This window comes from Pseudomonas sp. GW821-FHT01D09 (assembly GCF_059422465.1).
In genome coordinates, this window is sequence record NZ_JBWKWY010000004.1 from 157,769 (window position 1) to 184,513 (window position 26,745).

Annotated in this window: 30 protein-coding genes; 18 read left to right on the forward strand and 12 right to left on the reverse strand. The window is 61.9% G+C overall.

All coding sequences use genetic code 11. The features are described 5' to 3' along the window. Nucleotides 1-15 precede the first annotated feature (15 nt). Complete coding sequence (locus AC07W7_RS06565; RefSeq protein WP_169867043.1) at nt 16-657, reverse strand: carbonic anhydrase; 642 nt, start codon at nt 655-657, stop codon at nt 16-18. 113 nt (nt 658-770) lie between these two features. Here AC07W7_RS06565 and cynR point away from each other — a divergent pair, with 113 nt between their 5' ends. From cynR to AC07W7_RS06595, 6 genes are all read left to right on the forward strand, one after another. Beyond that, nucleotides 771-1,682, forward strand: coding sequence for a transcriptional regulator CynR (gene cynR / locus AC07W7_RS06570; RefSeq protein WP_495038960.1), 912 nt, complete (start codon nt 771-773; stop codon nt 1,680-1,682). 286 nt (nt 1,683-1,968) lie between these two features. Next, nucleotides 1,969-3,342: a glutamine synthetase family protein gene (locus AC07W7_RS06575; RefSeq protein ID WP_076962465.1), complete on the forward strand. Its 1,374-nt coding sequence runs from the start codon at nt 1,969-1,971 to the stop codon at nt 3,340-3,342. Between the two features lie 98 nt (nt 3,343-3,440). Beyond that, a complete protein-coding gene (locus AC07W7_RS06580; protein WP_076962464.1) occupies nt 3,441-4,097 on the forward strand; it encodes a class I SAM-dependent methyltransferase in 657 nt (218 codons plus the stop codon). Between the two features lie 122 nt (nt 4,098-4,219). Then, nucleotides 4,220-5,353: a ribonuclease D gene (gene rnd, locus AC07W7_RS06585; protein WP_099168030.1), complete on the forward strand. Its 1,134-nt coding sequence runs from the start codon at nt 4,220-4,222 to the stop codon at nt 5,351-5,353. Continuing rightward, the gene (locus tag AC07W7_RS06590) at nt 5,350-5,643 is read left to right on the forward strand and encodes a YcgL domain-containing protein (RefSeq protein ID WP_032863507.1); all 294 of its coding nucleotides are present in this window, start codon (nt 5,350-5,352) and stop codon (nt 5,641-5,643) included. Before rnd ends, AC07W7_RS06590 begins: the two co-directional genes overlap by 4 nt. 113 nt (nt 5,644-5,756) lie before the next feature. Beyond that, nucleotides 5,757-6,689 (forward strand): D-2-hydroxyacid dehydrogenase, encoded by a 933-nt coding sequence (locus AC07W7_RS06595; protein ID WP_076962462.1) that lies wholly within the window; start codon nt 5,757-5,759, stop codon nt 6,687-6,689. A gap of 36 nt (nt 6,690-6,725) precedes the next feature. Here AC07W7_RS06595 and AC07W7_RS06600 read toward each other — a convergent pair whose 3' ends face one another. Beyond that, nucleotides 6,726-7,319: a nitroreductase family protein gene (locus AC07W7_RS06600; RefSeq protein WP_495038961.1), complete on the reverse strand. Its 594-nt coding sequence runs from the start codon at nt 7,317-7,319 to the stop codon at nt 6,726-6,728. Between the two features lie 152 nt (nt 7,320-7,471). On the opposite strand from AC07W7_RS06600, the gene AC07W7_RS06605 reads away from it, so the two are divergent. Then, the gene (locus AC07W7_RS06605; RefSeq protein WP_029292333.1) at nt 7,472-7,921 is read left to right on the forward strand and encodes a YcgN family cysteine cluster protein; all 450 of its coding nucleotides are present in this window, start codon (nt 7,472-7,474) and stop codon (nt 7,919-7,921) included. Nucleotides 7,922-7,933: 12 nt separating this feature from the next. Next, nucleotides 7,934-9,166 carry a hypothetical protein gene (locus AC07W7_RS06610; RefSeq protein WP_495038962.1) on the forward strand — a complete coding sequence of 411 codons (1,233 nt, stop codon included), beginning with the start codon at nt 7,934-7,936 and terminating at the stop codon, nt 9,164-9,166. A 93-nt stretch (nt 9,167-9,259) separates the two neighbouring features. Here the strand turns inward: AC07W7_RS06610 and AC07W7_RS06615 are convergent, their stop codons facing one another. The 4 genes from AC07W7_RS06615 to AC07W7_RS06630 form a co-directional block, all read right to left on the reverse strand. After that, nucleotides 9,260-9,601 carry a YgaP family membrane protein gene (locus AC07W7_RS06615; RefSeq protein ID WP_169898372.1) on the reverse strand — a complete coding sequence of 114 codons (342 nt, stop codon included), beginning with the start codon at nt 9,599-9,601 and terminating at the stop codon, nt 9,260-9,262. 69 nt (nt 9,602-9,670) lie between these two features. Further along, nucleotides 9,671-10,138: an RNA methyltransferase gene (locus AC07W7_RS06620; RefSeq protein WP_032863501.1), complete on the reverse strand. Its 468-nt coding sequence runs from the start codon at nt 10,136-10,138 to the stop codon at nt 9,671-9,673. A gap of 141 nt (nt 10,139-10,279) precedes the next feature. Further along, nucleotides 10,280-10,654, reverse strand: a complete 375-nt coding sequence (locus AC07W7_RS06625; RefSeq protein WP_003210675.1) for a YajD family HNH nuclease — start codon at nt 10,652-10,654, stop codon at nt 10,280-10,282. Between the two features lie 65 nt (nt 10,655-10,719). Further along, on the reverse strand, nt 10,720-11,406 hold the full coding sequence (locus AC07W7_RS06630) for a spermidine synthase (protein WP_076962458.1): 687 nt from the start codon (nt 11,404-11,406) through the stop codon (nt 10,720-10,722). An 81-nt stretch (nt 11,407-11,487) separates the two neighbouring features. On the opposite strand from AC07W7_RS06630, the gene AC07W7_RS06635 reads away from it, so the two are divergent. Beyond that, entirely contained in the window at nt 11,488-11,769 is a 282-nt protein-coding gene (locus AC07W7_RS06635; protein ID WP_099168033.1) for a hypothetical protein, read from the forward strand. Here the strand turns inward: AC07W7_RS06635 and AC07W7_RS06640 are convergent. Next, nucleotides 11,766-13,820 carry a S9 family peptidase gene (locus AC07W7_RS06640; RefSeq protein ID WP_495038963.1) on the reverse strand — a complete coding sequence of 685 codons (2,055 nt, stop codon included), beginning with the start codon at nt 13,818-13,820 and terminating at the stop codon, nt 11,766-11,768. The two genes, AC07W7_RS06635 and AC07W7_RS06640, sit on opposite strands and share 4 nt — an antisense overlap. A 90-nt stretch (nt 13,821-13,910) precedes the next feature. Here AC07W7_RS06640 and AC07W7_RS06645 point away from each other — a divergent pair, with 90 nt between their 5' ends. From AC07W7_RS06645 to AC07W7_RS06655, 3 genes are read left to right on the forward strand one after another with little or no spacing between them, the layout of a single operon-like run. Continuing rightward, nucleotides 13,911-14,375, forward strand: coding sequence for a hypothetical protein (locus AC07W7_RS06645; protein ID WP_029292339.1), 465 nt, complete (start codon nt 13,911-13,913; stop codon nt 14,373-14,375). A gap of 30 nt (nt 14,376-14,405) precedes the next feature. Further along, nucleotides 14,406-15,182 carry a class II glutamine amidotransferase gene (locus AC07W7_RS06650; RefSeq protein ID WP_076962455.1) on the forward strand — a complete coding sequence of 259 codons (777 nt, stop codon included), beginning with the start codon at nt 14,406-14,408 and terminating at the stop codon, nt 15,180-15,182. Between the two features lie 11 nt (nt 15,183-15,193). Next, complete coding sequence (locus tag AC07W7_RS06655) at nt 15,194-15,736, forward strand: DUF2937 family protein (RefSeq protein ID WP_099168035.1); 543 nt, start codon at nt 15,194-15,196, stop codon at nt 15,734-15,736. A gap of 107 nt (nt 15,737-15,843) precedes the next feature. On the opposite strand, the gene AC07W7_RS06660 is transcribed toward AC07W7_RS06655, so the two are convergent. Further along, nucleotides 15,844-16,782 (reverse strand): LysR family transcriptional regulator, encoded by a 939-nt coding sequence (locus AC07W7_RS06660; RefSeq protein ID WP_495038964.1) that lies wholly within the window; start codon nt 16,780-16,782, stop codon nt 15,844-15,846. Nucleotides 16,783-16,960: 178 nt separating this feature from the next. On the opposite strand from AC07W7_RS06660, the gene AC07W7_RS06665 reads away from it, so the two are divergent. From AC07W7_RS06665 to AC07W7_RS06675, 3 genes are read left to right on the forward strand one after another with little or no spacing between them, the layout of a single operon-like run. Then, nucleotides 16,961-17,704 carry a 5-oxoprolinase subunit PxpA gene (locus AC07W7_RS06665; protein WP_076962452.1) on the forward strand — a complete coding sequence of 248 codons (744 nt, stop codon included), beginning with the start codon at nt 16,961-16,963 and terminating at the stop codon, nt 17,702-17,704. Beyond that, complete coding sequence (locus AC07W7_RS06670) at nt 17,701-18,405, forward strand: 5-oxoprolinase subunit B family protein (protein ID WP_197882391.1); 705 nt, start codon at nt 17,701-17,703, stop codon at nt 18,403-18,405. The genes AC07W7_RS06665 and AC07W7_RS06670 overlap by 4 nt, the downstream gene beginning before the upstream one ends. Then, the gene (locus AC07W7_RS06675) at nt 18,402-19,316 is read left to right on the forward strand and encodes a 5-oxoprolinase subunit C family protein (RefSeq protein ID WP_495038965.1); all 915 of its coding nucleotides are present in this window, start codon (nt 18,402-18,404) and stop codon (nt 19,314-19,316) included. The genes AC07W7_RS06670 and AC07W7_RS06675 overlap by 4 nt, the downstream gene beginning before the upstream one ends. A gap of 117 nt (nt 19,317-19,433) precedes the next feature. Here AC07W7_RS06675 and AC07W7_RS06680 read toward each other — a convergent pair whose 3' ends face one another. The 3 genes from AC07W7_RS06680 to AC07W7_RS06690 all read right to left on the reverse strand — a co-directional run bounded on the left by AC07W7_RS06680 (nt 19,434) and on the right by AC07W7_RS06690 (nt 22,663). Further along, a complete protein-coding gene (locus AC07W7_RS06680) occupies nt 19,434-20,612 on the reverse strand; it encodes a vWA domain-containing protein (protein WP_076962449.1) in 1,179 nt (392 codons plus the stop codon). 11 nt (nt 20,613-20,623) lie between these two features. Next, nucleotides 20,624-21,469, reverse strand: coding sequence for an AAA family ATPase (locus AC07W7_RS06685; protein ID WP_029292347.1), 846 nt, complete (start codon nt 21,467-21,469; stop codon nt 20,624-20,626). Between the two features lie 117 nt (nt 21,470-21,586). Then, nucleotides 21,587-22,663, reverse strand: coding sequence for a DUF748 domain-containing protein (locus AC07W7_RS06690; protein WP_495038966.1), 1,077 nt, complete (start codon nt 22,661-22,663; stop codon nt 21,587-21,589). Nucleotides 22,664-22,788: 125 nt separating this feature from the next. On the opposite strand from AC07W7_RS06690, the gene cysK reads away from it, so the two are divergent. Together cysK and AC07W7_RS06700 are read left to right on the forward strand one after the other, a co-directional pair. Further along, nucleotides 22,789-23,763: a cysteine synthase A gene (cysK, locus tag AC07W7_RS06695; protein ID WP_076962447.1), complete on the forward strand. Its 975-nt coding sequence runs from the start codon at nt 22,789-22,791 to the stop codon at nt 23,761-23,763. Between the two features lie 200 nt (nt 23,764-23,963). Further along, complete coding sequence (locus tag AC07W7_RS06700) at nt 23,964-24,902, forward strand: aspartyl/asparaginyl beta-hydroxylase domain-containing protein (RefSeq protein ID WP_099168041.1); 939 nt, start codon at nt 23,964-23,966, stop codon at nt 24,900-24,902. Here the strand turns inward: AC07W7_RS06700 and AC07W7_RS06705 are convergent. After that, on the reverse strand, nt 24,841-25,431 hold the full coding sequence (locus AC07W7_RS06705) for a hypothetical protein (protein ID WP_197882381.1): 591 nt from the start codon (nt 25,429-25,431) through the stop codon (nt 24,841-24,843). The genes AC07W7_RS06700 and AC07W7_RS06705 overlap by 62 nt on opposite strands. 445 nt (nt 25,432-25,876) lie before the next feature. Between AC07W7_RS06705 and AC07W7_RS06710 the strand changes: the two genes are divergently transcribed. Further along, a complete protein-coding gene (locus AC07W7_RS06710; RefSeq protein WP_076962443.1) occupies nt 25,877-26,737 on the forward strand; it encodes a DMT family transporter in 861 nt (286 codons plus the stop codon). The last annotated feature ends 8 nt before the right edge of the window (nt 26,738-26,745 follow it).

Here is a 26,745-nt window from a genome sequence, read left to right on the forward strand (position 1 = left end):
TTCGGTTAATAAGCTTCAGGCGGCGTGCGCGCGGGTCTGTGGGTTGTCCAGCAGGGATATAAAGCGAGCGGTGCGGCCATCCAGGGCGTTGATACAACCACTTTCGATATCGTAGACCCAGCCATGCAGGTTCAGCCGGCCCTGTTCCAGCGCCAGGGCGACGCTGGGGTGGGTCTTGAGGTTGGCCAATTGTGCGACCACGTTTTCCCGTACCAGGTCGTCCAGGCGCTTCGCATCCGAGGCATGGGTACGGGCGGCGTTGATCACCTTGGCCGACTCGGCATGACGCAGCCAGTTGGCCACGGCGGGCAAGTGATCCAGGCATTTGCAGGTGGCGATAGCGGTCATGGCGCCGCAGTCGGAGTGGCCGCAAATCACGATATCGCGCACACCCAGTACCGCTACGGCATATTCGACCGTGGCCGAGACCCCACCCGGCTCCGGGCCGTAGGAGGGCACGATATTGCCGGCGTTGCGGATCACAAACAGATCGCCAGGCTCCTGCTGGGTCAACAGCTCCGGGACTACACGGCTGTCGGAACAGGAAACAAACAGCGTGCCGGGGTTTTGCGTGGTCGCCAGTTGCTTGAACAGGTCACTGCGCTGGCTGAAGGCTTCGCCCTGGAACTTGCGAAAGCCGTCGATGAGATGCTGCATGGTGTTTCTCCTTGCGTCGCTGATGGGGGCAAGGATGGAAGTGTTTGGCTATAGCGTCCAAGACCGGCTTATTATGGTTTCTATAAGTAGTGCCTATAGCTGGAGCGTTTTACATGCTGCTACGTCATATCCGTTACCTGCTGGCCGTTGCCGAGCACCGTAACTTCACGCGGGCCGCCGAGGCGTTGCATGTATCGCAGCCGACATTGTCGCAACAGATCAAGCAACTGGAAGAGCGCCTGGGGGCACCGTTGCTGGATCGCTCTGGGCGTAGCGTCAACCTGACCGACGCGGGCCAGGCCTATGTGCGCTTCGCGCGCCTGGCCTTGCAGGATTTGCAGGCGGGCACCCGGGCCATGCATGACGTACAAGACCTGAGCCGCGGCAATTTGCGCCTGGCCATGACCCCGACCTTCACCGCGTATCTGATCGGGCCGCTGCTGGCACAGTTCTATGGCCTGTATCCGGGAATTAGCGTCAGCGTCGAGGAGATGACCCAGGATCGTCTTGAGTGCGCGCTGACCGAGGACCTGGTGGATATCGGCATTGGTTTTAGCGGCGAACACGTGCCAGATATCGAATGCCAAGAGGTGTTTGTCGAGGAGTTGAGCCTGGTGGCCAGCGCCAGTCATGCCACCTTGCACCGCAAACAGTGGCTCACGCTGGCGGACTTCAAGCAGCAACCCCTGGTGCTGTTGAACAGCGAATTTGTGACACGTCGTTACATCGATGACTATTGCCGCCTGGTGGAGATGAAACCGCAGATTGCCATGGAGGCCAATTCGATCAGTGCGGTGATCGAGATTATTCGCCATACCCAACTGGCAACGATCCTGCCCCGTGAAGTGGCCATGGCCCAGCAGGGCTTGCACGCGGTGCAATTGCGCCCGCCATTGCCGCAGCGCACGGTGGCTTTGCTCAGTCGCAAGGGGGCTTATCGCAGCGCGGCATGCCGGGCGTTTGTCGAGCTGGCGAATGGGTGGCGAATGTTTAGTCATCCTGAAACTGCACTCCATCAAGACTGAATTTAATGGCTTGACCCGCCGTGTGACGCTGGCGCGCATCTCTTGACTGTGATCCCTGCATGGACGGTTCCCCCGACACTCACCCCGAGGCCTTGCCTGGCGCCATCGTGCCTAGCCGCCCGGTGTGTCGGCTGGGTGTTGATGCGTTGCCTTCGGAACTAGCCTTTTGGGCGCTGTGGCACTGCCGCCATGCGCGCCCGCCGGATACCTCTCCCTTACGCTGATTGCCCCCATTACGGGTGCGCCGTCGCGCGCGCCTGCCTGACGCAAACGTAAGAGAGTTGCCATGAGTCACGTATTTGCTAGCCTGCACGAAGCCCAGTCCTTTCTTGAGCACAACCCCGATATCGAGATGTTCGAGCTGTTTATCCTCGACAGCAACGGCGTGCCCCGCGGCAAGCTGCTGCACCGTGATGAACTGCTGGCGGTCTACGAAAGCGGCCGGCCGCTGCCCAGTACCATCCTGGGCCTGACCCTCAATGGCGACGATGTGGAAAACTCCGGCCTGGTGTGGGAGGTGGGGGATATCGACTGCCGCGCCTACCCGATCAGCGGCAGTTTGCAGCGCATGCCGTGGCGGTTGATCCCGACGGCGGCGGTGCAGGTCAGCATGCACCCCGAGGAAGGCCTGCCGGCGACGGTGGCCGACCCTCGGCACTTGTTGGCCAAGGTCATCGACGGGCTCAAGGCCGACGGTTATTACCCGGTGATGGCGGCGGAACTGGAGTTCTACCTGCTGGACCAGAAACCCGACAGCAATGGCCGCCCACAACCGGCGCGGGATATAGATGGCGGTCGCCCGCGCTCGACCCAGGTCTATGGCCTGCGGGAGTTGGAGCAGATCGAACCGTTTTTGGCCGACCTGTACAGCGCCTGCAAATTGCAGGGCATCCCCGCCCGCACGGCGATTTCCGAATACGCCCCGGGCCAGGTCGAGATCACCCTGGAGCATCGCAGCGATGCCTTGCAGGCGATGGACGAGGCGGTGCGCTACAAGCGCCTGGTCAAGGGCGTGGCCCATAAACACGGGATGACGGCCTGTTTCATGGCCAAGCCGTTCGATGACCTGGCTGGCACCGGCATGCATATGCACGTCAGCCTGGCGGACGCAGACGGCAACAACCTGTTTGCCAGTGAGGCGGCCGACGGTACGCCGCTGCTGCGCCAGGCGGTCGGCGGCATGCTCAGCACCTTGCTCGACTCCTTGCTGCTGTTCTGTCCCAACGCCAACTCCTACCGCCGCTTCCAGAGCAACAGCTATGCGCCGCTGGCGGCCACCTGGGGGGTCGACAACCGCACGGTGAGCCTGCGTGTGCCGGGCGGCCCGGCGTTTTCGCGGCACATCGAACACCGCATCTGCGGCGCCGATGCCAACCCCTACCTGGCGGCGGCAGCCATTCTGGCGGGGATTCACCGCGGCATTCGCGAGCAGCGCGATCCCGGCGCGCCGGTCACGGGCAACGGTTACGCCCAGGCCAAGGAACTGCTGCCCACCGACTGGCTGACCACCTTGCGCGCATTGGAAGCTTCGGCCTGGGCGCGGGAGGCGTTCGGCCAGGCGTTCCTTGATGTGTACCTGGCGGTCAAGCGGGCCGAGTACCGGCAGTTCATGGGCGAAGTGGGCGAGCAGGACTGGCGCTGGTACCTGCACCAGGCGTGATGACGGGCCGTGGCGCTTTCAACCTTTTTTTCACGCGAGGGTGGTTAAGCTGAAGATCCAGTGTCCGTAGAGACCGGTTCATCTACATGAGTCCCGTGATGTCGTCACAACCCCCATCGTCCATCGAGGCTGAATTCGCCGCGTGCTGTGATCGTGACCACGCTCGGGTCTGCGGCGATCCGCGTCCGCCAACGTTGCTGCGCCGCTTATGGTTATGGCGCGATGAGCGTCTGGTGCGCCACGCCCTGAAAGTGGCGGGGGAGCCCGGGCTGGTGCTGGACCTGGCCTGTGGGGCCGGGCGTTTCTGGCCGGTGCTGGCCGAGCACAGTAACCGGGTGATCCTGGCCTCGGACCCGTCCCAGGCCATGCTTGACCATGCCCAGAGCCACCATGGCGCGGTATTTTTGCGGCGAATCAAGACGTTCCAGGGCTCGGCCTTTTCCATCGGCCTGTCGGCCAACGCGGTGGACTGCATTTTTTGCCTGGAGCTGTATCGCCACGTGCCTACGGCCGACGCGCGGTTGGCGCTGCTGCGTGAGTTTCACCGGGTCAGCCGCGACACCGTGATTGTCTCGGTGAACAACGACAGCCGCCACCGTGAACGCCAACCGCCAGGCACGGGGCAACCCTTGCGCTCCCATCGCATCGAGGTGGAAGCGGAGTTCCGCCAGGCGGGCTTCACGGTGCTTAACCAGCAAGAGTTCATGCCCGGCTCGGCCTTGTGGCGGGTTTATGTGCTGCGTAAACGAGGATAACCCTCAACGGTCGGGTTTTTCTTCGTCTCCTGTCAGAGTTTTCATGATGGCTGGCACACTGCGGGTGCTCGAAAGCCCCTCTGGCGATATATACTGCGCGCCATTCTTCAAGGGAGAGCCGTGTGGCCATCGATATTCACTGGATCTGCGACAACGATAGCCTCGGCCAGCATTGCGCCGAATGGCAGCAGTTGCCATTCGTCGCCCTCGACACCGAATTCATGCGGGTCGATACCTTCTATCCCATCGCCGGGTTGATCCAGATCGGGGATGGTGTACGCGCTTATCTGATCGATCCCCTGACCATCGATAACTGGCAACCCCTGGCCGCCCTGCTGGAAAACCCGGCGGTGATCAAGGTGGTGCATGCCTGCAGCGAAGACCTGGAAGTGTTGCTGCGCCTGACCGGCAGCCTGCCGGTGCCGTTGTTCGATACCCAACTGGCGGCTGCCTACCTGAACCTCGGCTTCTCCATGGGCTACTCGCGCCTGGTGCAAGCGGTGCTCGACATCGAGCTGCCCAAGGGCGAGACCCGTTCGGACTGGCTGCAGCGGCCATTGTCCGAGACCCAGGTCAGTTATGCCGCCGAAGACGCGGTGCACCTGGCGCAGGTCTACACACGGCTGCGCCCGCGACTGTCCGACGAAAAATACGCCTGGGTCCTGGAAGATGGCGCCGAACTGGTGGCCAACCTGCGCCGCGAGATCGACCCCTATGAGGTCTACCGCGACGCCAAGCTGGCCTGGAAACTGTCCCGTGCCCAGCTCGCCGTGTTGCGTGAACTGTGCGCCTGGCGCGAACAGCAGGCCCGCGCCCGCGACCTGCCGCGCAACCGTATCCTGCGTGAACACTCGTTATGGCCCCTGGCCAAGTCCCAGCCGGATACCCTCGCGGCCCTGGGCAAGATCGAAGACATGCACCCACGCACCGTGCGCCAGGATGGCGAGTTCCTGCTGGGCCTGATCAAGCGTGCCGCCAGCGTGCCGATGGACCAATGGCCACCGGCCGTGCCTGAGCCGTTGCCGGTGGATGCTGCGGTGCTGATCAAGCAACTGCGCGCCCTGGGCCAGACCTTCGCCGAACGCCTGGACATGGCCCCGGAGCTGATGCTGCGCAAGAAAACCCTCGAGGCGCTGGTCAAGAGTGGCTACCCCGATGGGCCTTACCAATTGCCTGACTCGCTGCGTGGCTGGCGCCGCGAGCTGATGGGCCAGGCGCTGCTGGACAGCCTGGCCACTGCCGGAGAACAGCCTTGAAACATATTTGTTCCATCTACCGCAGCCCGAAACGCGCCGGCATGTACCTCTACGTGCTCAAGAGCGATGCCCTGGAGCGCGTGCCCGAAGGCCTGCTGACGGTATTCGGCAAGCCAGTGCACGCGTTCAACCTGGTGCTGACGCCGGAGCGCAAGCTGCAGCAGGAAGATATCGTGGCGGTCCTGGCCAACCTGCAAAAGCAGGGCTACCACCTGCAAATGCCACCGCCGGACGACGAGTACATCGAACACTTGCCCGAAGAGCTGCTGCGCCGTAACGACCCGATGTGATCGACCCGTGTCCCGTTCGGGGCACGTTTGAATCGAATGACCTGGCGAGCCCCGAGCCCTGCAGTCAGTGTGCTGGCGGTGGCTGCCTGCACTGTTTTTGAAAGGTTTGAACCATGCGCGTTCTGATTGCAGAACAGGACCACCCGCTGTATGCCCGGCTGCTGCGCGAAGCAGCGCCGGATCTTGAAGTCCTGACCAGTGGCGACTCGGCCCAATTGTCGCGCCTGGCCGCCGATTGCCCGGTGTGGCTGGGCCAGCCGGACCTGCTGGCAACCCTGCTGCGCCAGGGCCATCACCCGCAATGGCTGCAATCGACCTGGGCCGGCATCACGCCGCTGTTGGCCGATGGCTTGCCACGGGATTATCGATTGACCCGTGCCGTTGGCATTTTCGGCCAGGTGATGGCCGAGTACGTGCTCACCTACCTGCTTGGTCACGAGCGTGAGGTGCTGGCGCGCCTGGTCAGCCAGGTCGAGCGCAAGTGGGACAACCGCATGGGCCAGAGCCTGGCGGGGCGCAAGGTGCTGATCGTCGGCACCGGCGATATCGGCCAGAGCGTGGCGCAGTTCCTGCTGCCCTTTGGCGTGGAGTTGTATGGCATTGCCAGCGAGGCCCGGGAGCAGGCCCCGTTTATCGAGGTGGCCGGGCCGGATCAACTGGGCCGCCTGGTGGGCGAGGTGGACTATGTGGTCAACCTGCTGCCCAACACGCCGAACACCCACGACCTGTACGATGCGGCGCTGTTCAAGCAGTTCAAGCCCACCGGCCTGTTTATCAACGTCGGCCGGGGCGTGGCGGTGGTGGATGCCGATCTGGTCGAGGCCCTGAAGGAAGGGCACCTGGCCGGTGCGGTCATCGACGTTTGCCGCCAGGAGCCACTGCCCCAGCGTCATCCGTTCTGGACGGCCTGGGGCTTGCTGTTGACCGGCCATAGCTCGGCGCCGACGTGCCCGCGGCGCATGGTGGCGCTGTTTGTCGAGAACCTGCGGGCGTACCAGGCCAAGGATTCGCTGCGGGGCGAAGTGAGCTTCGAGCGCGGTTATTGACCCGGCAGGCGCTGGCAAACCAGCGCCTGCCATGTGTTACAGGCTGAAATCACCTGCCGCTACCAACTCGTTCAACGGCCGGCGCGGGCTTGGGGCTTCCCGGGCTTGCAGGTAGTCGGCCAGGGTCGACTTGTCGCCCAGCTTGCCCACGGCGACTGCCGCGTGCAGGGCATAGCCCTCGGGGATTTTCAGTTCCCGGCGGGTCAGTTCCTGATCGAAGCCAGCCATGCCATGGGTGTGCCAGCCGCTGATGCTGGCTTGCAGCGCCAGGTGGCCCCAGGCTGAGCCGGTGTCAAAGGTGTGCCACAGCGCCGGGGTTTCTTCAGTGGCGCCCGGCACGGTGAAGTCGGTTTTCGAGACCACGATCACCAACGCTGACGCATGTTGCGCCCAGCCCCGGTTGAATTCGTTCAGCAAGCCCAGGAACCGCTGCCAATCCGGCGTATCGCGACGGGCGTAGAGAAACCGCCAAGGCTGCGAGTTGTAGGCCGAAGGTGCCCAGCGCGCCGCCTCAAAGAAGCTCAGCAGGGTTTCTTCCGGGATGCTTTCCCCGGTAAACGCACGCGGCGACCAGCGCTCGGTGAATTGCGGGTGGATCGGATAATCGGCAACGCGGGCTTGAGTACTCATAAGCGCATCCTGATGAAAAAACGGTGTTCAAAACTACTGCGTCACCGCGCACCTGACAAGCCTGGCCCTACCGGCAGTCGTAAGCGCTTGGCCCCGGGGGGCTTGGGCACTAGACTGGCGGCCTTTTCACCTATTGATACTGATGCAGAGCCATGGCCGCCAAAGTCGAACCTTTCTGGATACGCAAAACCCTTGAGCACCTCGACCAGGAGGAATGGGAGTCGCTGTGCGACGGCTGTGGCCTGTGCTGCCTGCAAAAGCTTGAAGATGAAGACGACAACAGCGTCTATTACACACGTATCGCCTGCAAACTGCTGGACCTGAAGACCTGCCAGTGCACCGACTACCCTAATCGTCGGGACTCGGTGCCCGATTGCATCCAGCTCACCCCGGGCCAGGCCGATCAGTTCAAATGGTTGCCACCGACCTGTGGCTATCGCCTGGTCAGTGAGCGCAAGGACTTGCCGCTCTGGCACCACCTGGTCTGCGGTGACCGCGATGCCGTGCACCACGAACGCATTTCCCAATCCGGGCGCATGCTCAGCGAAGGCAGCGTGCCCGAGGACGATTGGGAGGATTACCTGATTTTCCGCGCGGGCTGAAAAGGAGAGCGTATGACGGTCCAAGCCAGGCTGATGGCGAGCCTGCTGTTGCTGGGGTTGAGCGCGTCGGCGTGGTCGGCGAAAAAGGTCGACCTCGATTATTACGTCAAGCTGTTACCCCAAAGCGATCAGGCCGAGGTGCGCCTGAGCCTGTCCCAGGGCTCGGCGGTGCGCAGCCTGGACTTCGACCTGGGCCGCGACGGTGACTACAGCGACTTCAAGGCCGACGGCCAGTGGCAGGTCACGCCAGCAGCGGGGGCCAGTCGCGGCCTGTGGCAGCCGGGCGCCGACAAGGCCAGCCTGACCTACCGCGTGCGCCTGAGCCATGCGCGCAAGGCCGGCCTCTACGAATCGCGCATGACCCCCAGTTGGGCGCTGTTTCGCGGGGAGGACCTGGTGCCAGCGGCACGCCTGGACCAGCAGGACGGCGTGGAGCTGGTGTCGCGGCTGACCTTCGAGCTGCCGCCGGGGTGGAAAAGCGTCGAGACCCCTTGGCCGCGCATCGGCAAGCATAAGTTCCGCATCGACAATGTCTCCCGCCTGTTCGACCGGCCCACCGGCTGGATGCTCGCCGGCAACCTGGGCAGCCGCCGGGTGCGCCTGGGCGAAACCGAAATCAGCGTGGCCTCGCCCAAGGGCCAGGCCATGCGCCGCATGGATGTGCTGACCTTGCTGACGTTTGTCTGGCCCCAGGTGCAAGCGGCGTTTCCCCGGCATCCGGCCAAGCTGCTGGTGGTGGGCGCCAGTGATCCGATGCGCCGTGGCGCGTTTGCCGGGCGCGATTCGGTGTACCTCAATAGCCGTACGCCGCTGGTCAGCGAAAACGGCAGCAGCCCGTTGATTCGCGAAGTGGTGCAGGCCATTGGCCGGTTCAACGACCAGCAGGGCAGCGACTGGATCAGCGAAGGCCTCGCGGAGTATTACGCCATCGAGTTGCTGCGGCGCGCGGGCGGTATCAGCGATGAGCGCTATGGGGCGATCCAGGCGCGCTTGAGCAAGGACGGCAAAGGCGTGACGACGTTACGCGGCGAGCACGTCAGCGGCGCCACGGTGGCGCGGGCGGTGGTGGTGTTGCAGGAGCTGGATCGCGAGATCCGCCTGAAAACCCACAACAAACGCTCCCTGGATGACCTGACCCAGGCGCTGATGCGCCTGGACAGCATCACCACCCAGGCGTTTGTGCAGTTGGCCGCCAGCGTGATCGGCGAATCCTCGGTGGTGCTCGACAGCAAATTGCTGCGCTGAACCTCAACGGTGGGAACACCGCTTGTGTAGGCACTGGGCTTGTGTGGGAACTGCATTTGTGTGGGAGCTGGCCCAGCTTCCACACAAGTTGTGTCAGTGGGTGGTTTTTTCGGCAGCCACTTGCGCCCGGGTCTTGAGGGTTTTCAGTTCCTCACCGGCCCGTTCGATTTTAGTGCGCACGCTGTTCATATCCCGGCGGCTTTTTTCCAGCAGCGACTTGGCCGAACTATGCCCGCTGATCCCGCGCGCCAACGCTACGCCGCCAATCGCCACCTGGATAAGGCCGAAAAAACCGCCCCGGCGAATGCCCTTGCCCATCATCACCACACCACCGGCCAGGGAGCCAATGCGCTCCCAGCCCTGGACGTTCTGGGTTGGCTGGGTCTGGAACGGCGTCGATTCAATCACGGGGTTGAGGGTTTTGCTGTCGCTCATGGTCTGTCTCCAACAAAGGGCCATAGATAGGCAAGTGACTGCGGGCAGGCGGTGGATGTTCCCAAAAAATCAGTACTTGGGCCCCGAGCGGGTGTTATTGCCCTTGGCCAGGCGGTCGTAGAGCACCACATTGACGGTGGCCGCCAGGTTCATGCAGCCGGTGGTCGGGATGTAGATCACGTCCTCGCACCAGTCGCGGATCTCTTTGTCGAGGGAGCCGTCTTCGGGGCCGAAGATATACAGTGCGCGATCAGGATGGGTGTACTCCGGCAACGGCCGGGCCCCATCCACCAGTTCCACGGCGACCGGGATACAGCCCAGGGGCAGGATTTTTTTCAGGTCGTCGATACCGATCAGCGGGATATCGTGGTGGACCTTCTTGGTGTCGGTAATAAAGTCCCGGGCCCGCTCATAGCGTTTACCGGTGTAAAACACCGAAGCCACGCCATAGCAGCCGGCGGCGCGCATGACCGAACCGACGTTTTCGGGGGATTTGGGGTTATACAGACCGATGCAGCTGTAGCGTTTATTGCCCACGGGAGAGGGTGCCTTCGAGAAAAACCGCGATTATACGGGGATTGCTCGATCTGCGGTCGGTATAGACATGGCGTGTCTGGGCGATTGTCATCGCGGCGATTGTCATCGCCGCGATGGCGTCGTAACGTTCAGCGACGACCGTCAGTCGTCCTTCTTCATCAACCCCGCCAACGCCGCAAACGGGTTGTGCGTCGCCTTGGCAATGGTCGGGCTGCTGGTGGAGCCTTCGCCGAAGTACTGTTGGTCGGTATAGCGCGAGTGCTCGTTGTCGTGGCAGTACAGGCACAGCAACTCCCAGTTGGAGCCGTCCTGGGGGTTGTCATCATGGTTGTGGTTACGGTGGTGCACGGTCAGTTCGCTGAGGCGCTTGCCGGCGAACTCACGGGCACAGCGGCCACACACGTGGGGGTACATTTTCAGGGCTTTGTCGCGGTAGCCCATTTCCCGGTCGCGCTGGGCATCGGCGAGGATGCGGTCCAGCTTGGCGGTGTGGGAGGGCGGGTTGGTCGAGCTCATCATGGCTCCTGTTTTTAGTGGCTCACGGATAGCGTTGATTCTAGCTGCTCGCGGGGCAATTTACTTCAGCCCTTGAGCTTCTCGGCAATCCAGATGGTATGCCGGGTGCCCTTGTTGCCGTGGGCGAAGACTTGCACTTGCTCGGCCTTGAAGCCGGCCTTGCGCAGTTTGTCGCTGAACTGCTTGTCGGCGCTGGCCGACCACACCGCCAGCACGCCCTTGGGCCGCAGGGCCTTGGCGCAGGCGCTGAGGCCGCCGGCGGAGTACAGCCAGCTGTTGGCTTTCTGCGTCAGGCCTTCGGGGCCGTTGTCGACATCGAGCATGATTGCATCAAAGCCCTGGGGCTCGGCTTGCAGCACCTTGGCCACGTCTTCCAGGCGGATCACGGTGCGCGGGTCCTGCAACGGGTTGCCGGACTTTTCCCCCAGGGGGCCGCGATTCCATTCCACGACGCCCGGCACCAGCTCAGCCACCACCACTTGTGCCGTCTTGCCCAGGTGCTTGAGCGCCGAGGCCAGGGTGAACCCCATGCCCAGGCCGCCAATCAACACCCGTGAACCGGGGCGTCCGGCGACCTTGCGGCAAGGGATCTCGGCCAGGGCATCTTCGGAACCGTGCATGCGCGTGTTCATCAATTGCCCGCCGTCACCGCCCTGGATCTTGATCACAAAATCCTCGCCATACTCGAACAGGCACAGGGCGCCGCCGTTATCGGGGATGGGGGTGGTGTCGAGCAGCACGAAACGTTTCATGGAAATCTCATTGGGAAGGGCATTCTTGCGCGGTTGGGAGTAGCCTTGGGACTGGTTAACAGTCAGGCCATGGAGCCATCGATGAAGTGCAGCATTCTAGCGGTCATTGTAGGGAGTGTGCTCACATTGGGGGCCGCACATGCCCAGCAGTTGCAAGCCGTGCCGAACACGCCGGCGACCACCACGGGCGCACCGGGCACTGCAACGCCGACCCCCTATCCGCAAGTCACCCCGCCCACGGCACCCAAGCCACAAGGGGCCGGGGCGCCGTTGCCGCCGATTGAAATGCCCAAGCCGCCCAAGGACCAGACCTTGCCCGGCCTGCAGCAAAACGACAGCAAGCCGAAGGCGACGGGTTCTTAAGCCCGCCCCAGGGCCTTGAACACAAAGGCGTATTCCAGGGCCACGTCACGCAAGCCCTGGTAGCGCCCGCTCATGCCGCCATGGCCGGCGCCCAGTTCGGTCTTGAGCAGCAACAGGTTGTCGTCGGTCTTGGTGGCGCGCAGCTTGGCCACCCACTTGGCGGCTTCCCAGTACTGCACGCGGCTGTCGTTATAGCCGGCGATCACCAGCATCGCCGGGTAGGCCTGGGCGCTGACATTTTCGTAGGGCGCATAGGCCTTGATCCGCTCATACACCTCGGGCTCCTGGGGGTTGCCCCATTCGTCATATTCGGTGACGGTCAGGGGCAGGTCCGGGTCGAGCATGGTGTTGAGCACGTCGACAAAGGGCACCTCGGCAATCGCCGCCTGGAACAGCTCCGGGCGCTGGTTGAGCACGGCACCGATCAACAGCCCGCCGGCGCTGCCACCGCTGATAGCCAGTTGCTTGGCGGTGGTCAGGCCCTCGGCGATCAAGTGCTCGGCGCAGGCAATAAAGTCGCTGAAGGTGTTTTGCTTGTGCTCCTGCTTGCCGGCGCGGTACCAGGCCTCGCCCAGTTCGCCACCGCCGCGTACATGGGCAATGGCAAATGCCACGCCGCGGTCCAGCAGGCTCAGGCGCGCATGGGAAAACCACGGGTCGAGGCTTGAGCCGTAGGCGCCGTAGCCGTACAGGTACAGCGGCGTCGGCTGGCCCACCTGGTCGCGCCTGACCACCAAGCTGATCGGCACCTGGGTGTCATCGGCAGACGTCGCCCACAACCGCTGGCTGACGTAGTCGTCGGCATTGAACACGCCCAGTACCGGGGTTTGCTTGAGCACTTGTTGCGCGCCGCTGGCCAGTTCCAGTTGACGGACCTGGGCCGGGCGATTGAGGGCTTCATAGCGCAGGCGGATCTTGTCGCTGTGGAACTCCAGGCTGTTTTGCACGTATAGGCTGTAGGCCGCGTCTGGCAATTCCACGCGATAGGTCGGCAGGCCCTGTGGGTGCACGTCGATCACCGGCAGGCCGCCAATGCGCAGGCTCAGGGTCATGGCCCGGGCATTGAGCGTCACGCCGTCGAGCATTACTGCGTCATCGTGGGCAATCAGGTTGTGCCACTGGTCTTCGCTGGGCACGCTGCCGGTGTCGGCGGCCTGGAACAGGGCAAAGTTGATGCCGTCGCGGTTACTGCGGATAAACCAGGTCCATTGGTCGTCCAGCTTGCCGTGGTCGACATCGTACTCATGGCCTTCGACCCGTGGCGCCAGGCAGGCAAACGCCTGTTGCGGCTGCTCGGCATCCAGGGCCCAGACTTCGCTGGTGGTCTTGCTACCCAGGGACAGCAGCAGTTGACGCTCGGAGCTGGAGCGGTAGCAATGCAGGAAGAAGCGCCCGTCGGGCTCGTGGAACACCTCTTCGGCGGCGGTGCCGTCCAGGCGATAGCGATACAGCTTGTGCGGGCGGTGGGTGTCGTCCAGTTCGCCGAAGAACAGCGTCAGGCTGTCGTTGGCCCAGGTCATGCTGCCATCGCAGTCGGCAAACGCCAGTTCGCTGACCTTGCCCGAAGACAATTCCTTTACGTACAGGGTGTAGATCTCTTCGCCATTGGTATCCAGGCTGTAGGCCAGGCGCTTGTGGTCCGGGCTGATGCTGAAGGCACCGAGGGAGAAAAAGCCGCCATTGGCCAGCACATTCGGGTCCAGCAGCAGTTCTTCGGCACTTTCGTCGATCTGCTGGCTGTCGTCGGCCGGGCGTGGGCAGCGGTAGTGGCGTGCGTACTCGTCACCGGCGGTGGTGCGCGTGTAATACAGGTACGGGCCCCAGGGCGAGGGCAGTGACAGGTCGGTCTCAAGGATACGGCCCTTGATCTCTTGAAACAGCGTTTCGCGCAGCGCTTTCTGGTCTTCAAGCTGCGCCTCTTGCCAGGCATTCTCGGCCCTGAGGTAGTCGAGCACCTCGCTGTTGTCGCGTTCTTGCAACCAGGCATACGGGTCCTGGCCTGAGTCCTGGCGGGCAATCGGGGCGGCAGCGGCGTGGGTCGATGGAGGCATGGATCACTCTCTGTCTGGTGGTGGGCCGACGGCATTGCAGCCGTGGCCCTCAAAAGCCGTTATCATACGGGCCTGTTTGCCTACCTTGCCATGGACACCATGACCGAGAACGACTATCTGACCGCTTGGGGCCTTTACGCCTTCGCCGCTTTGGGCTGCCTGTTGGTGTGGTTTCGCCTGACCCGCTGGATCTGGCGCTGGCTGCGCGAACCGCTGCGGTTGCTGATGGCGGTGTTGTTGTTGAGCCCGACCATTGTCGACCCGGTCAAGGAGCAGTTTGCCCCGGCCGTGGCCATCACCGCCCTGGATCTGTTGCTCAAGGTGGGCAATAACGCCTGGCGGGCGGTGTCCGACTTACTGATGTACGCCATGATTGCCTTTGGCCTGTATCTGGTCTTTGTGCTGATCCGCTGGCCCATCGAACGTGCCGCCAAGGCCCGGCGTGAGCAGAAGGCCGCCGCTGCGGCAGCGGTCGCGGCCGAGCCTGAGGACGACGAACCCTATGGCCGTCCGCCGGCCCCTGTCAGTGGCATGCGGGTCGAACCGCGTCTTTAACGTTGTTTGCCCTGCATCGAGAGTCCTGGCATGTGTGAATTATTGGGCATGAGTGCCAACGTACCGACTGATATCGTGTTCAGCTTCACCGGGCTGATGCAGCGCGGTGGGCGCACCGGGCCGCACCGCGATGGCTGGGGCATTGCCTTCTACGAGGGCCGTGGCCTGCGGCTGTTCCAGGACCCGGCGGCCAGCAGCGAGTCGGAAGTGGCGCTGCTGGTGCAGCGTTATCCGATCAAGAGTGAAGTGGTGATTGGCCATATCCGCCAGGCCAATGTCGGCAAGGTGAGCCTGTCCAATACCCATCCGTTCGTGCGCGAGCTGTGGGGGCGTAACTGGTGTTTCGCCCATAACGGCCAACTCGCGGACTTCACGCCCCAGGCCACGTTCTACCGCCCGGTGGGCGATACCGACAGCGAAGCGGCCTTCTGCGACCTGCTCAACCGTATTCGCCAGGCGTTTCCCGAGCCGGTGGATATCGAGCAGGTGCTGCCGGACCTGATCGCCGCCTGCGCCGAATACCGCAGCAAGGGCGTGTTCAACTGCCTGCTCAGTGATGGTGATTGGCTGTTTTGCTATTGCTCGACCAAACTGGCACAGATTACCCGTCGCGCACCTTTTGGCCCCGCACGCCTGAAAGATGTCGACGTGATCGTCGATTTTCAGGCCGAAACCACGCCTAATGATGTGGTGACGGTGATTGCCACCGAACCCTTGACCGAAAACGAGACCTGGACCCGCTACGAACCGGGCCAGTGGAGCCTATGGCGGCGCGGCGAATGCGTGCGCCAGGGCACAACCGCATAAGGACGTCGATTATGTTGCTCAGCTATCTGCGCCTGGTGTTGTTTGCCATCGGCTTGTTGGTCGGGGTGCAAGTCCCGGGGTTTATCAACGACTACGCCAAGCGCGTCGAAGCCCATTTGATCGAAGCCCAGACCGGTTTGCGCGGTTTTGAACGTACTGCGCAGCAGTTCTTTAATGGCGATTTGCAAGCATTGGTGGCGCATTACCGTGCCAGCGATGACCCGGTGTTCCGCAGCGATGCCAACAGCCTCGGCACCTTGCTCGATCGCCAGGTGGCGTTGGACAAGCAGTTCCAGGCCATGCAGGGGCCGTGGTACATCCGCGCCTTGCAGGTGGCCGTGGCGGCCGACCCGGATATTCGCCGGGAAACCTGGAATGGCTACAGCTACCAGATCCTCCTGACCCCCGAAGCCATGGGCTGGGGCCTGGGTGGGGCGATGCTGCTGTCGTTCGGCCTGGAGTGTTTGTTCCGCCTGATCGACTGGGTGGTGCTGGGCGGCAAGCGTTTGCGCCAGAGCCGGCCGATTGAAGAGCGGGATCTCAAGGGCCTGTAAGGGATAGGTAGGGCTTGTGTGGGAGCGGGCTTGCTCGCGATAGCATCGCTTCGGTGTATCTGATTGACCGCAGCGCTTGCATCGCGAGCAAGCCCGCTCTCACAGCTTCAATCGGGTTTCTTCAGCGAGGGTGGTTGACTGAGCACCATGCGCTCTTCACCCACTTCCTCGGCATACCGCGCCACGACGCTCTGGCAGAGCGCGACGATTTCCTCTACCAATTCCACCCCCACCCGCCACGACACCACCACCTGCAGGTTCGGCAAGCGCTGTTCCATGGGCAGCAGCACCAATTCACCCCGTGCCAGCTCCTCGCTGACCAGCACCGGCGGCAACGCGCCAATGCCAAAGCCGTCACGCAGTAAACGGGTGATGGCCGACACCGAGTTCACGCAGTTCATGCGCGGCGCCGCCACGCCGTGGGTTTGCATCAGGCTCAGCACATCCTGGTGCGGATGAGAGTTTTTCGAGTAGGTGATGATCCGTTCCTGGGCCAGTTCGGCGAGGGAGGCGTAGTCGCGGTTGTAGATCGAATGGCTGGCGACGATCCAGTCCATGGGGTGGCTGGCCAGCTCCAGGCTGCGCACCGATTCCTGACGCAGCAGGTCGGTTTGCAGGATCAGGTCGAGAAAGCCTTTTTGCAGCTGATCGCAGAGGTTCAGCGCGGTATCGGCGACCAATTCGATTTCCACCAGGGGAAAATGCGCCATCAGTTCGGTCACCAAGGGGCTGAGCCAGGTGTGGATCACCGTGTCCATCGCGCCGATGCGGATGCGTCCGACCTTGCTGCTGGTGGTTTCCAGCGACTGCTTGAGCCCCTGCATGGTGATCATCATCTGCTCGGCATAATCGAGCACCTTCACCCCATCCGGGGTCAGGCTCACGCCACGCGAGTCACGCAGGAATAGCTTCACCCCCAGCTCGCTTTCCAGCACTGCAATGCGGCTGGAGATCGAGGCCTGGGTGGTGAACAGCTTCTCTGCCGTGAGCCGGAAGCTCTTGAGCCGGGCTACCCAGACGAAGGTTTCGAGGAACTTCAAATTCATGGGATCAACTTTTTCTTATGCATGGATCGGTTTTTATTAGTTGGACGCAACAGGGGCTGCGCGCCAAAAATCGAGCTGTCTCACGATAAGCGTCGTCGGGGCTCAGGACAACATCGTTGCGAGATCTTGGTAAAAGATCCCACACTATAAAAAAATAAAGCCTACAGGAGTCTTCAGCGTGAGCCGCCTGCTACTGAACTGCGACATCGGCGAAAGTTTTGGCGCCTGGACCATGGGTCTGGATGCCGAGGTCATGCCATTTATTGATTGCGCCAATATCGCCTGCGGTTTCCATGCTGGCGACCCGAGCATCATGCGCAAGACCGTCGCCCTGGCGTTGCAGCATGGCGTGCAAATCGGTGCACACCCGGCGTATCAGGACCTGGCAGGCTTTGGCCGCCGATCCATGGCGTACGCCCCCCAGGAACTCCAGGACCTGCTGCATTACCAGATCGGTGCCCTTGACGGTATTTGCCGGGCCCAGGGTGGCCGGGTCAGCTACGTCAAACCCCATGGTGCGATGTACAACGACATGATGGCCAAGCCTGCGCAACTGCGCGCAGTGATCCAGGCCGTGGCGGCGTATGACGCCAGCCTGCCGTTGATGCTGATGGCCACCCGTGACAACCGCGCCGCCCAGGCCCTGGGGGATGAATATGGCGTGACCCTGTGGTTTGAAGCCTTTGCCGACCGCGCCTATGACAACGCCGGGCACCTGGTCTCGCGGCAGTTGCCGGGTGCGGTGCATCACGATGCGCAGGTCATTCTCCAGCAGGCCCTGACCATTGCCCGGGGCCAAACCCTGGTCGCCAGCGATGGTAGCCCCTTGCTGTTGCAGGCCAACACCCTCTGTGTGCATGGCGATAACGCCAGCTCGGTGGCGGCGGTGCAGCGTATTCGCCAAGCGTTGACGCCACAATGAAGCCACGGATCGAAGTAGTGGCCATCGACTGCCTGATGGTGCGCCTGTTTGATGTGATCGCCGAAGACCACATGCCCTGGATGCTCGCCGCCACGCGTCGGCTGCGTGAGGGGTTTGGCGCGGCGCTGGTGGACTTGGTGCCTTCCTACACGACCCTGATGGTGCATTACGACCTGCTGGCGCTGAGCCCGGCACAGGCGCGGGAACTGATCGATCAGGCCCTCACGGGCTTGCAGCCCCAGGCCCAGGGCAGCGGGCAGTGTCATGTATTGCCGGTGTGGTACGACCTGAGCGTCGGCCCTGAGCTGACCTTGCTCGCCCAGCGCAGTGGGCTTGCGGTCAACGAGGTGATTCGCCGCCACAGCCAGCATCAATATCAGGTCTTCGCCCTCGGTTTTGCTCCCGGTTTTGCCTTTATGGGCCTGGTGGAAGAGCAACTCGCCGCCCCCCGCCTGAGCACCCCACGCAAGCGGGTGGCGCCGGGTAGCGTCGGCATCGCCGAGCGCCAGACCGCCGCCTATCCGGTGGAATCCCCGGGGGGCTGGAACCTGATCGGCCGCACCCCGGCCAAATTGTTCGACCGCGAGCGCGACGGCTACAGCCTGATGCAGCCGGGCGACAGTGTGCGTTTTGAAGCCATCGGGCGTGCTGAATTTATCAACCTGGGTGGCGATGACACGCCCTTGGAGGCCCAGGTATGAGCCGTTTGTCGATCGAGGCCAGCACCCCACTGTGCCTGTTGCAGGATGCCGGGCGTTTTGGTGTGCGGCACCTGGGCGTGACCCAGGGCGGCGCGCTGGATTGGGTGTCGATGTCCTGGGCCAACTGGTTGCTGGGCAACCCGCTGGATGCGCCGGTGGTGGAAATCACCCTGGGCGGTTTTACCGTACAGGCCGAGGAGATTTGCGTGCTGGCCCTGGCGGGTGCGGACCTGGGGGCGTATATCGACGAGCGCGCCATCAGCCCGGGCCGCAGTTTTATTCTGCAAAAAGGCCAGCGCTTGCGCTTCACCCAGCCGCACAGCGGTGCGCGGGCTTACCTGGCGGCGCCGGGCGGGTTTGACGCGCCCAAGGTCCTGGGCAGTTGTGCCAGTGTCGGGCGCGAAGCCCTGGGCGGGCTGGACGGTTTTGGCCGGGCCCTGGCTGAAGGCGCGACCCTGGTGTATTCCGGCTCGGGCAGCCACTTGCGTGAATTGCCGGCTGAGCGGTTGCACTCTACGGCGCCCCTGGACGTGATCCTCGGCGCGCAGATCGGCCAGTTCAGCGGCCAGAGCCTGTTCGATGCCTTCAATACCGAATGGGCCCTGGACAGCCGCGCCGACCGCATGGGCATGCGCTTGCTGGGCACGCCGTTGGCGTATCAGGGGCCGTCGCTGATCTCCGAAGGCATTCCCTTGGGCGCGATCCAGGTGCCACCGGATGGGCAGCCGATTGTATTGCTCAATGATCGCCAGACCATTGGCGGCTACCCACGACTGGGCGCGTTGACGCCATTGTCGTTGGCGCGCCTGGCCCAGTGTCTGCCGGGAGAGAAGGTGAGGCTGGCGCCGGTGATGCAGGAGACGGCGCACCGCGAGCATCTCAAGTATTTGCAGCGTTTTGCTCATTGCTAAAAGCATCGCAGGCAAGCCAGCTCCCACATTTGTGACTGCGTTCACAAAGTAAAATATGTGAATGCATTCCAAATGTGGGAGCTGGCTTGCCTGCGATAGCGGCGGTGAATCCACCCCCTACTTGGAGAGAAACCGCATCCCCTCTTCCAGCCCGCGCAAGGTCAACGGATACATCTGGTCCTCAATCAAATCCCGCACGATATTGGTTGACGAGGTATAGCCCCAGGTATCTTTCGGGTACGGATTAATCCAGATCAACTTCTTGTACTTCTCCATGAAGCGCTGCATCCACACATACCCCGGCTCTTCGTTCCAGTGCTCCACGCTGCCGCCGGCCTGGGTGATTTCATACGGGGCCATGGCTGCGTCACCGATAAAGATCACCTTGTAGTCGGCGCCGTACTTGTGCAGCAGATCCTGGGTCGAGGTGCGCTCGGAGGTGCGGCGCATATTGTTCTTCCACACCGATTCATAAATGAAGTTGTGGAAGTAGAAGTACTCCAGGTGCTTGAACTCGGTCTTGCAGGCCGAGAACAGCTCTTCGCAGGTCTTGACGTGGGCATCCATCGAACCGCCGATGTCGAACAGCAACAGCAGCTTGACCGTGTTGCGCCGCTCCGGGCGCATCTGGATATTCAGCAGGCCGGCATCGCGGGCGGTGTGGTCGATGGTGCCGTCGATATCCAGCTCTTCGGCCGCACCCTGGCGCGCAAACTTGCGCAGGCGGCGCAGGGCCACCTTGATATTGCGCGTGCCCAGTTCCACCGAGTCATCGAGGTTCTTGTACTCGCGTTGGTCCCAGACCTTGACCGCCTTGCCCTGGCGCTGGCCGGCATCGCCCACGCGAATGCCCTCGGGGTTGAAGCCGCCGGAACCGAACGGGCTGGTGCCGCCGGTGCCGATCCATTTATTGCCGCCGGCGTGGCGCTCCTTCTGTTCTTCCAGGCGTTTCTTGAATTCCTCGATCAGCTTGTCCAGGCCGCCCAGGGATTGGATCTGCGCGCGCTCTTCATCGCTCAGCGAGCGCTCGAACTCCTTGCGCAGCCAGTCTTCGGGAATCAGCGCCTGCAAGTGGTCGTCGAGTTTTTCCAGGCCATTGAAGTAGGCGCCGAAAGCCCGGTCGAACTTGTCGAAGTGACGCTCGTCCTTCACCAGAATCGCCCGGGATAAGTAGTAAAACTCATCCATGTCGGCGAAGGTCACCCGTTGTTTCAGGGCGTTGATCAGGTCCAGCAGTTCACGCACCGAGACCGGTACCTTGGCTGCACGCATTTCATTGAACAGGTTGAGCAGCATGGCAAAAGCCCTTATCGAGTGCCGCGACGGCTCATGAACGCCAGGCGCTCAAGCAGTTGCACATCCTGCTCGTTTTTCACCAGGGCGCCGGCCAGTGGCGGGATGGCCTTGGTCGGATCACGCTCGCGCAGCACCGCCTCGCCAATGTTGTCGGCCATCAGCAGCTTGAGCCAGTCCACCAGTTCGGAGGTGGAGGGTTTTTTCTTCAGACCCGGCACCTTGCGCACGTCGAAGAACACGTCCAGGGCTTCGCTGACCAGGTCTTTCTTGATGTCGGGGTAGTGCACGTCGACGATTTTCTGCAGGGTGGTGCGGTCGGGGAAGGCGATGTAATGGAAGAAGCAACGGCGCAGGAACGCGTCTGGCAGCTCTTTTTCGTTGTTGGAGGTAATGATGATGATCGGGCGCTTCTTGGCCTTGATGGTCTCGTCGATTTCGTAGACGTAGAACTCCATCTTGTCGAGTTCTTGCAGCAGGTCGTTGGGGAACTCGATATCGGCCTTGTCGATCTCGTCGATCAGCAGGATTACCCGCTCTTCGGACTCGAAAGCCTCCCACAGCTTGCCTTTCTTCAGGTAGTTGCGCACATCGTGCACCTTGTCCACGCCCAGCTGTGAGTCGCGCAGGCGGCTGACCGCATCGTATTCATACAGGCCCTGGTGCGCTTTGGTGGTGGACTTGATGTGCCAGGTAATCAACCGTGCGCCGAACGATTCGGCCAGTTGTTCGGCGAGCATGGTCTTGCCGGTGCCCGGCTCGCCCTTGACCAGCAGCGGGCGCTCCAGCGTGATGGCAGCGTTGACGGCCAGTTTCAGGTCATCGGTGGCAACATAGGCCTGGGTGCCTTCAAACTTCATTTCTCAATCCTCGAACATGACGCCGGTAGTCAGCATGCCTGCGACTATAGCGCGCAGGCCTGGCGACTGTGAACGTAGACGGGTTATTCAGTCTCTGAATGACCGGTCACGCCATAGTCAATCCGCGCTGGGTTTGGGTTGCTCATAGCGGGCATTGAACGCATGGACAAAACCATTGCGCAAAATCTGCAAAAACGCCTGGAACGCGCTGATATCTTGCTGGTGAACGCTGCCGCTCAGTTCGACCCGGGTGGCAAATTGGTTTTTGCTCTGGTTTTTCAGCACGGTTTCGCTGGCGCCCACCACGGCTTCCCAGATCGAGCGCAAAACCCCCTTGTCCTTGTTCTCCACGTCCTGTTGCCAGTTGAATACTTCCACATCCCGCAACAGTGGCTTGATATAGCCGGTCAGTTGGGCTTTTTCGGCCTGGGCTTCGATCACCACGTCGCCGGTGCCGGCATTGAAGTCGAACTTGCCGTAGGCCGAGGCGAAGTCGTTCAGGCGCTTGAGCTGGATGTCGCGGGCGCGAAAGCGGAACGCGAAGTCTTCAAAATTGCTCAGCGGGTCGAAGGTCGCGCTGGCCTCCAGCGGCGCATGCCCCAGCAACAGGGCCTTGCCATCAAAGCGCGCATCGCGCTTGCCTTCGACGTCCACCACATTGGTCAGGTTGTAGAAACTGGCGTTGACCTGGGTGGCACCGAGGTTGACCGGCGGTTTGGAATTGAAGTTGTGAAAGGCAATCGTGCCATCGTCGATCCGCACTTCATTGAGGGTAATCGGCAGCAGTTTGCCCAGTTGCGCCCGCCAATCGGTGCCACGACCGGTCTGGGACGCCTGTTGGTTGGCACCGCCGTCGACGAAGTTGAGCTCTGGCTTGACGAATTGCACTTGGGCCACCACCGCACGGTCGTACCATAAGGCGTGCCAGCTGACCGACAGGTCAATGACCGGCGCCTTGACGAACGGTACGGGCACCTTGCCATCCACCTTGACGATCTGCAGGCCATTGATCCGGTACGCGCCGCGCCACAGGGCCAGGTCGACATCGGTCACCTGGCCACGGTAGTCGCCCATGTCGGCGAGTTTTTCGTTGAGGTAGTTACGCACCAGGTAGGGCAGGGCGATATCCAGTGCCACCAGGACGATCACCAGCCCGGCGACCGTCCAGAGCGGCCAACTGTAGCGACGCTTCATAGGTTTTTTCTCCCTGTGTATAGGCGGTTGACTACGCGGGCAGCGGCAACGTTCCTCGACTGGACGCCTTGGAGTACGAGGCATACCCTTGTTGCCTTCTTGAAAACCGCCTAAAGGACTCCGCCATGAGCCGCATTTTTGCAGACAACGCGCACTCCATCGGCAATACGCCCCTGGTGCAGATCAACCGTATCGCGCCCCGTGGTGTGACTATCCTGGCCAAGACCGAAGGGCGTAACCCAGGGTATTCGGTGAAGTGCCGGATTGGGGCGAGCATGATCTGGGATGCCGAAAGCAGCGGCAAACTCAAGCCGGGCATGACCATCGTCGAGCCGACCTCGGGCAATACCGGGATCGGCCTGGCCTTTGTTGCCGCCGCCCGAGGCTACAAATTGCTGCTGACCATGCCGGCGTCCATGAGCATCGAGCGGCGCAAGGTGCTCAAGGCCCTGGGCGCCGAGCTGGTGCTGACCGAGCCGGCCAAGGGCATGAAAGGTGCCATCGAGAAGGCCGGTGAAATCCTCGCCAGCGACCCGGCCACCTACTTTATGCCGGCCCAGTTCGATAACCCGGCCAACCCGGCCATCCACGAAAAAACCACCGGCCCGGAAATCTGGAACGACACCGATGGCGCGGTGGATGTGTTGGTGGCGGGGGTCGGCACCGGGGGAACCCTCACGGGCGTATCGCGTTATATCAAGAACACGGCGGGCAAGCCGATCCTCTCGGTGGCCGTGGAGCCCATCAGCTCGCCGGTGATTACCCAGGCGTTGGCTGGCGAAGAGATCAAGCCCAGCCCCCACAAGATCCAGGGGATTGGCGCGGGTTTTGTGCCAAAGAACCTCGATCTGTCGATGGTGGATCGGGTGGAGTTGGTCAGTGACGACGAATCCAAGGCCATGGCCCTGCGGTTGATGCGGGAAGAGGGCATCCTGTGCGGGATTTCCTGTGGCGCGGCGATGGCCGTGGCGGTGCGCCTGGCCGAGAAACCGGACATGCAGGGCAAGACCATCGTGGTGATCCTGCCGGACTCCGGTGAGCGCTACTTGTCGAGCATGCTGTTCAGCGATCTGTTCAGCGACCAGGAAAACCAGGCCTGACCCTTGTAGGTGTAGCGAAAGCGGGTTGATCCATATCAGCCCGGTTTTATGCCTCTTATGCATAATTGATTGCCCGCCGCGTGCTCCTTAAAACGGATTGTTGGATCACGCGGGTTTTTCCTCCGGCCCGGAGTGTTTATCATGGCCGGCTGCTATGTCTGGTTTCCCGCTGCCGGGAGGCTCTTTCCAGGAGTTGCTGCATGACCTTTTCTTTGGCCGCCAAGCTGTCGGTGCTGTTGCTGTTTATCGGCAGTACGCTTTACGTGCATTTGCGCGGCAAGGCGCGTTTGCCGGTGCTGCGTCAGTTCGTCAACCATTCGGCGCTGTTCGCCCCCTATAACGCCTTGATGTACATCTTCTCGGGTGTACCGTCCAAGCCCTACCTGGACCGTAGCAAGTTCCCGGAACTGGATGTGCTCAAGGACAACTGGGAAGTGATCCGCGACGAGGCCATGCATTTGTTCGACGAAGGCTATATCCGCGCCGCCGAGAAGAACAACGATGCCGGTTTTGGCTCGTTCTTCAAGAAGGGCTGGAAGCGCTTCTACCTCAAGTGGTACGACAAACCGCTGCCGTCGGCCGAGTTGTTGTGCCCGAAAACCGTGGCCCTGGTCAGCAGCATCCCCAACGTCAAGGGCGCCATGTTTGCGCTGCTGCCGGGCGGTAGCCACCTCAACCCCCATCGCGACCCGTTTGCCGGCTCCCTGCGTTATCACTTGGGCTTGTCCACGCCCAACTCCGACGATTGCCGCATTTTCGTCGATGGCCAGGTCTACGCCTGGCGTGATGGCGACGACGTGATGTTTGACGAAACCTATGTGCACTGGGTAAAGAACGAAACCGAGAAGACCCGGGTGATTCTGTTCTGTGATATCGAGCGGCCCCTGAGCAACCGGCTGATGACCCGCATCAACCGTTGGGTCAGTGCCCAACTGGGCCGCGCGACCGCGCCACAGAACCTGGATGACGAGCGCGTGGGCGGCATCAACCAGGCCTATGCCTGGAGCAAGAGCTTCAGCGACCGTTTCAGTGGCGTGGTCAAGCAGTGGAAGCGCAAGCACCCCAAAGCCTATCGCATCATGCGGCCAGTGCTGGCGGCGGCGGTGGTGGTGGCGTTGGTGTATTGGTTGTTTGGCTGATAGTTTTAGAACAGAAAACCGCTCTTATGAGCGGTTTTTTATGCCTGTTACTTTTCCGGGCGACCCGCCAATAGGCTTGGCTCGTCAATGGGCTGCCAATGATTCTCGCGTAATGGTCGATGGCAATCATCGTCAGTGAGGCTATGCGGCTTTTCAAAGGGTGGGACTTTCCAGGTCTTCCCGCCAGGCGGATGAGCTTGATCCGCAACCGGCTTTGATTGGGATTGGCAAAGCACAGCCCACAGAGCACCTCGTCGTACCAGAGAGACAAATCGAACGCCATCGGTTCACGGCCTTTCCACGTCGCAACCTCGTCCCACGAGAAGTGAGCGTCTTCTGCCCAGTCCTGATAGGCAGCCAATGCATGCCTGTCGATCAATTCAAAACGGACATGGGTCAAGTCGATCTCTGTGCCCTGGGCGTCGGTGTGTTTCAGGTTTTTGTACCACTGTTGAGTCGAGGCATTCGCAAGGCGCAAGGCTTTGGATCGGTAGAGCGGGTATCGCAAGGCGTCGCGGGTTTTTGGCATTGGCGGTCATGAGTCGAAAGCCTCCTGAAGTGGCGCGCGTTGGTTTTTCCCAAGGCTAGAGGTGGTTTTTCTACTTGTCCTTACTGGCCTTTTGGCAAAGCCATTGCAAAGCGTGTCACCGGCTGGTTATAGTCGAGCCCAGGTGCTTTATGGCCCCTTTCAATCCCTTCAAAAAGATCAGCCCATGCCTGCTTCCCCACGCATAGCGGTAGTCGATTCAGCGCTCAACGCTGTGGTCGTGCCGTGCGGGAATCAACAGCCTGTGCAGATCAGTCATTACCCCCCACCTGTCAGTAGCACGCCGGTGTACGCAGTCGTATCACCGCCGGGCGTTGGCATTTCGGGCTGATCAGCAGACCGCTGTTCCCCGTTGCCCGCCTGTACCGAACCTACTGAATTTCAGCCTTGGCTGAGTTGGCTTTTTGCCTGACTACAGGTGTTCATCATGTCTGTGCTTTCAAAACAATCCGTGGCCGCGGCGGCCTCGACGAGCCTGTTTGTCCTGCTGTGGAGCAGCGGGGCGATTTTCTCCAAGTTGGGCCTGGCCCATGCCTCACCCTTTGCCTTCCTGTTGATCCGCTTTGCCATTGCCCTGGCGGGCCTGGTGGTGCTGGTGCCGGTTCTCAGGCTCAAGCTGCCGCGCCCGGGTAAACCGCTGTGGTATGCCGTCGCCACCGGGCTGGTGTTGCTGGGGGCCTATCAGATTTTTTATCTGCTGGCCCTGGACCTGAAGGTCACCCCCGGCGTGATGGCGACCATCATGGGCGTGCAACCGATCCTCACCGTGGTGCTGATGGAACGCCAGCGCTCCTGGCGCCGGCTGTTCGGCCTGGCACTGGGGCTGGCGGGCCTGATCATGGTGGTGTACCAGGGCATCGGCCTGGCTGGGATGTCCCTGGCCGGCATGCTGTTCGGCTTGCTGGCGCTGGCGAGCATGACCCTGGGCTCGATCATGCAAAAGCGCATCACCGAGCACCCACTGGGCACCTTGCCGGTGCAGTACCTGGCGGGCTTGTTGCTGTGCGCGGTGTTTGTGCCGTTCCAGCCCTTTGAGTTCGAGCACACCCGTGGCTTTTACCTGCCAGTGCTGTGGATGGGGCTGGTGGTGTCGCTGTTGGCGACGCTGTTGCTGTACCGCCTGATTGCCCGGGGCAACCTGGTGAATGTCACCAGCCTGTTCTACCTGGTGCCGGCAGTCACTGCGGTGATGGACTACCTGATCTTCGGCAATCGCCTGGCGCTGCTGAGTGTGCTGGGGATGGGGTTGATCATCATCGGGTTGGTGTTTGTCTTCCGTAAGGCTTGATATCCCTG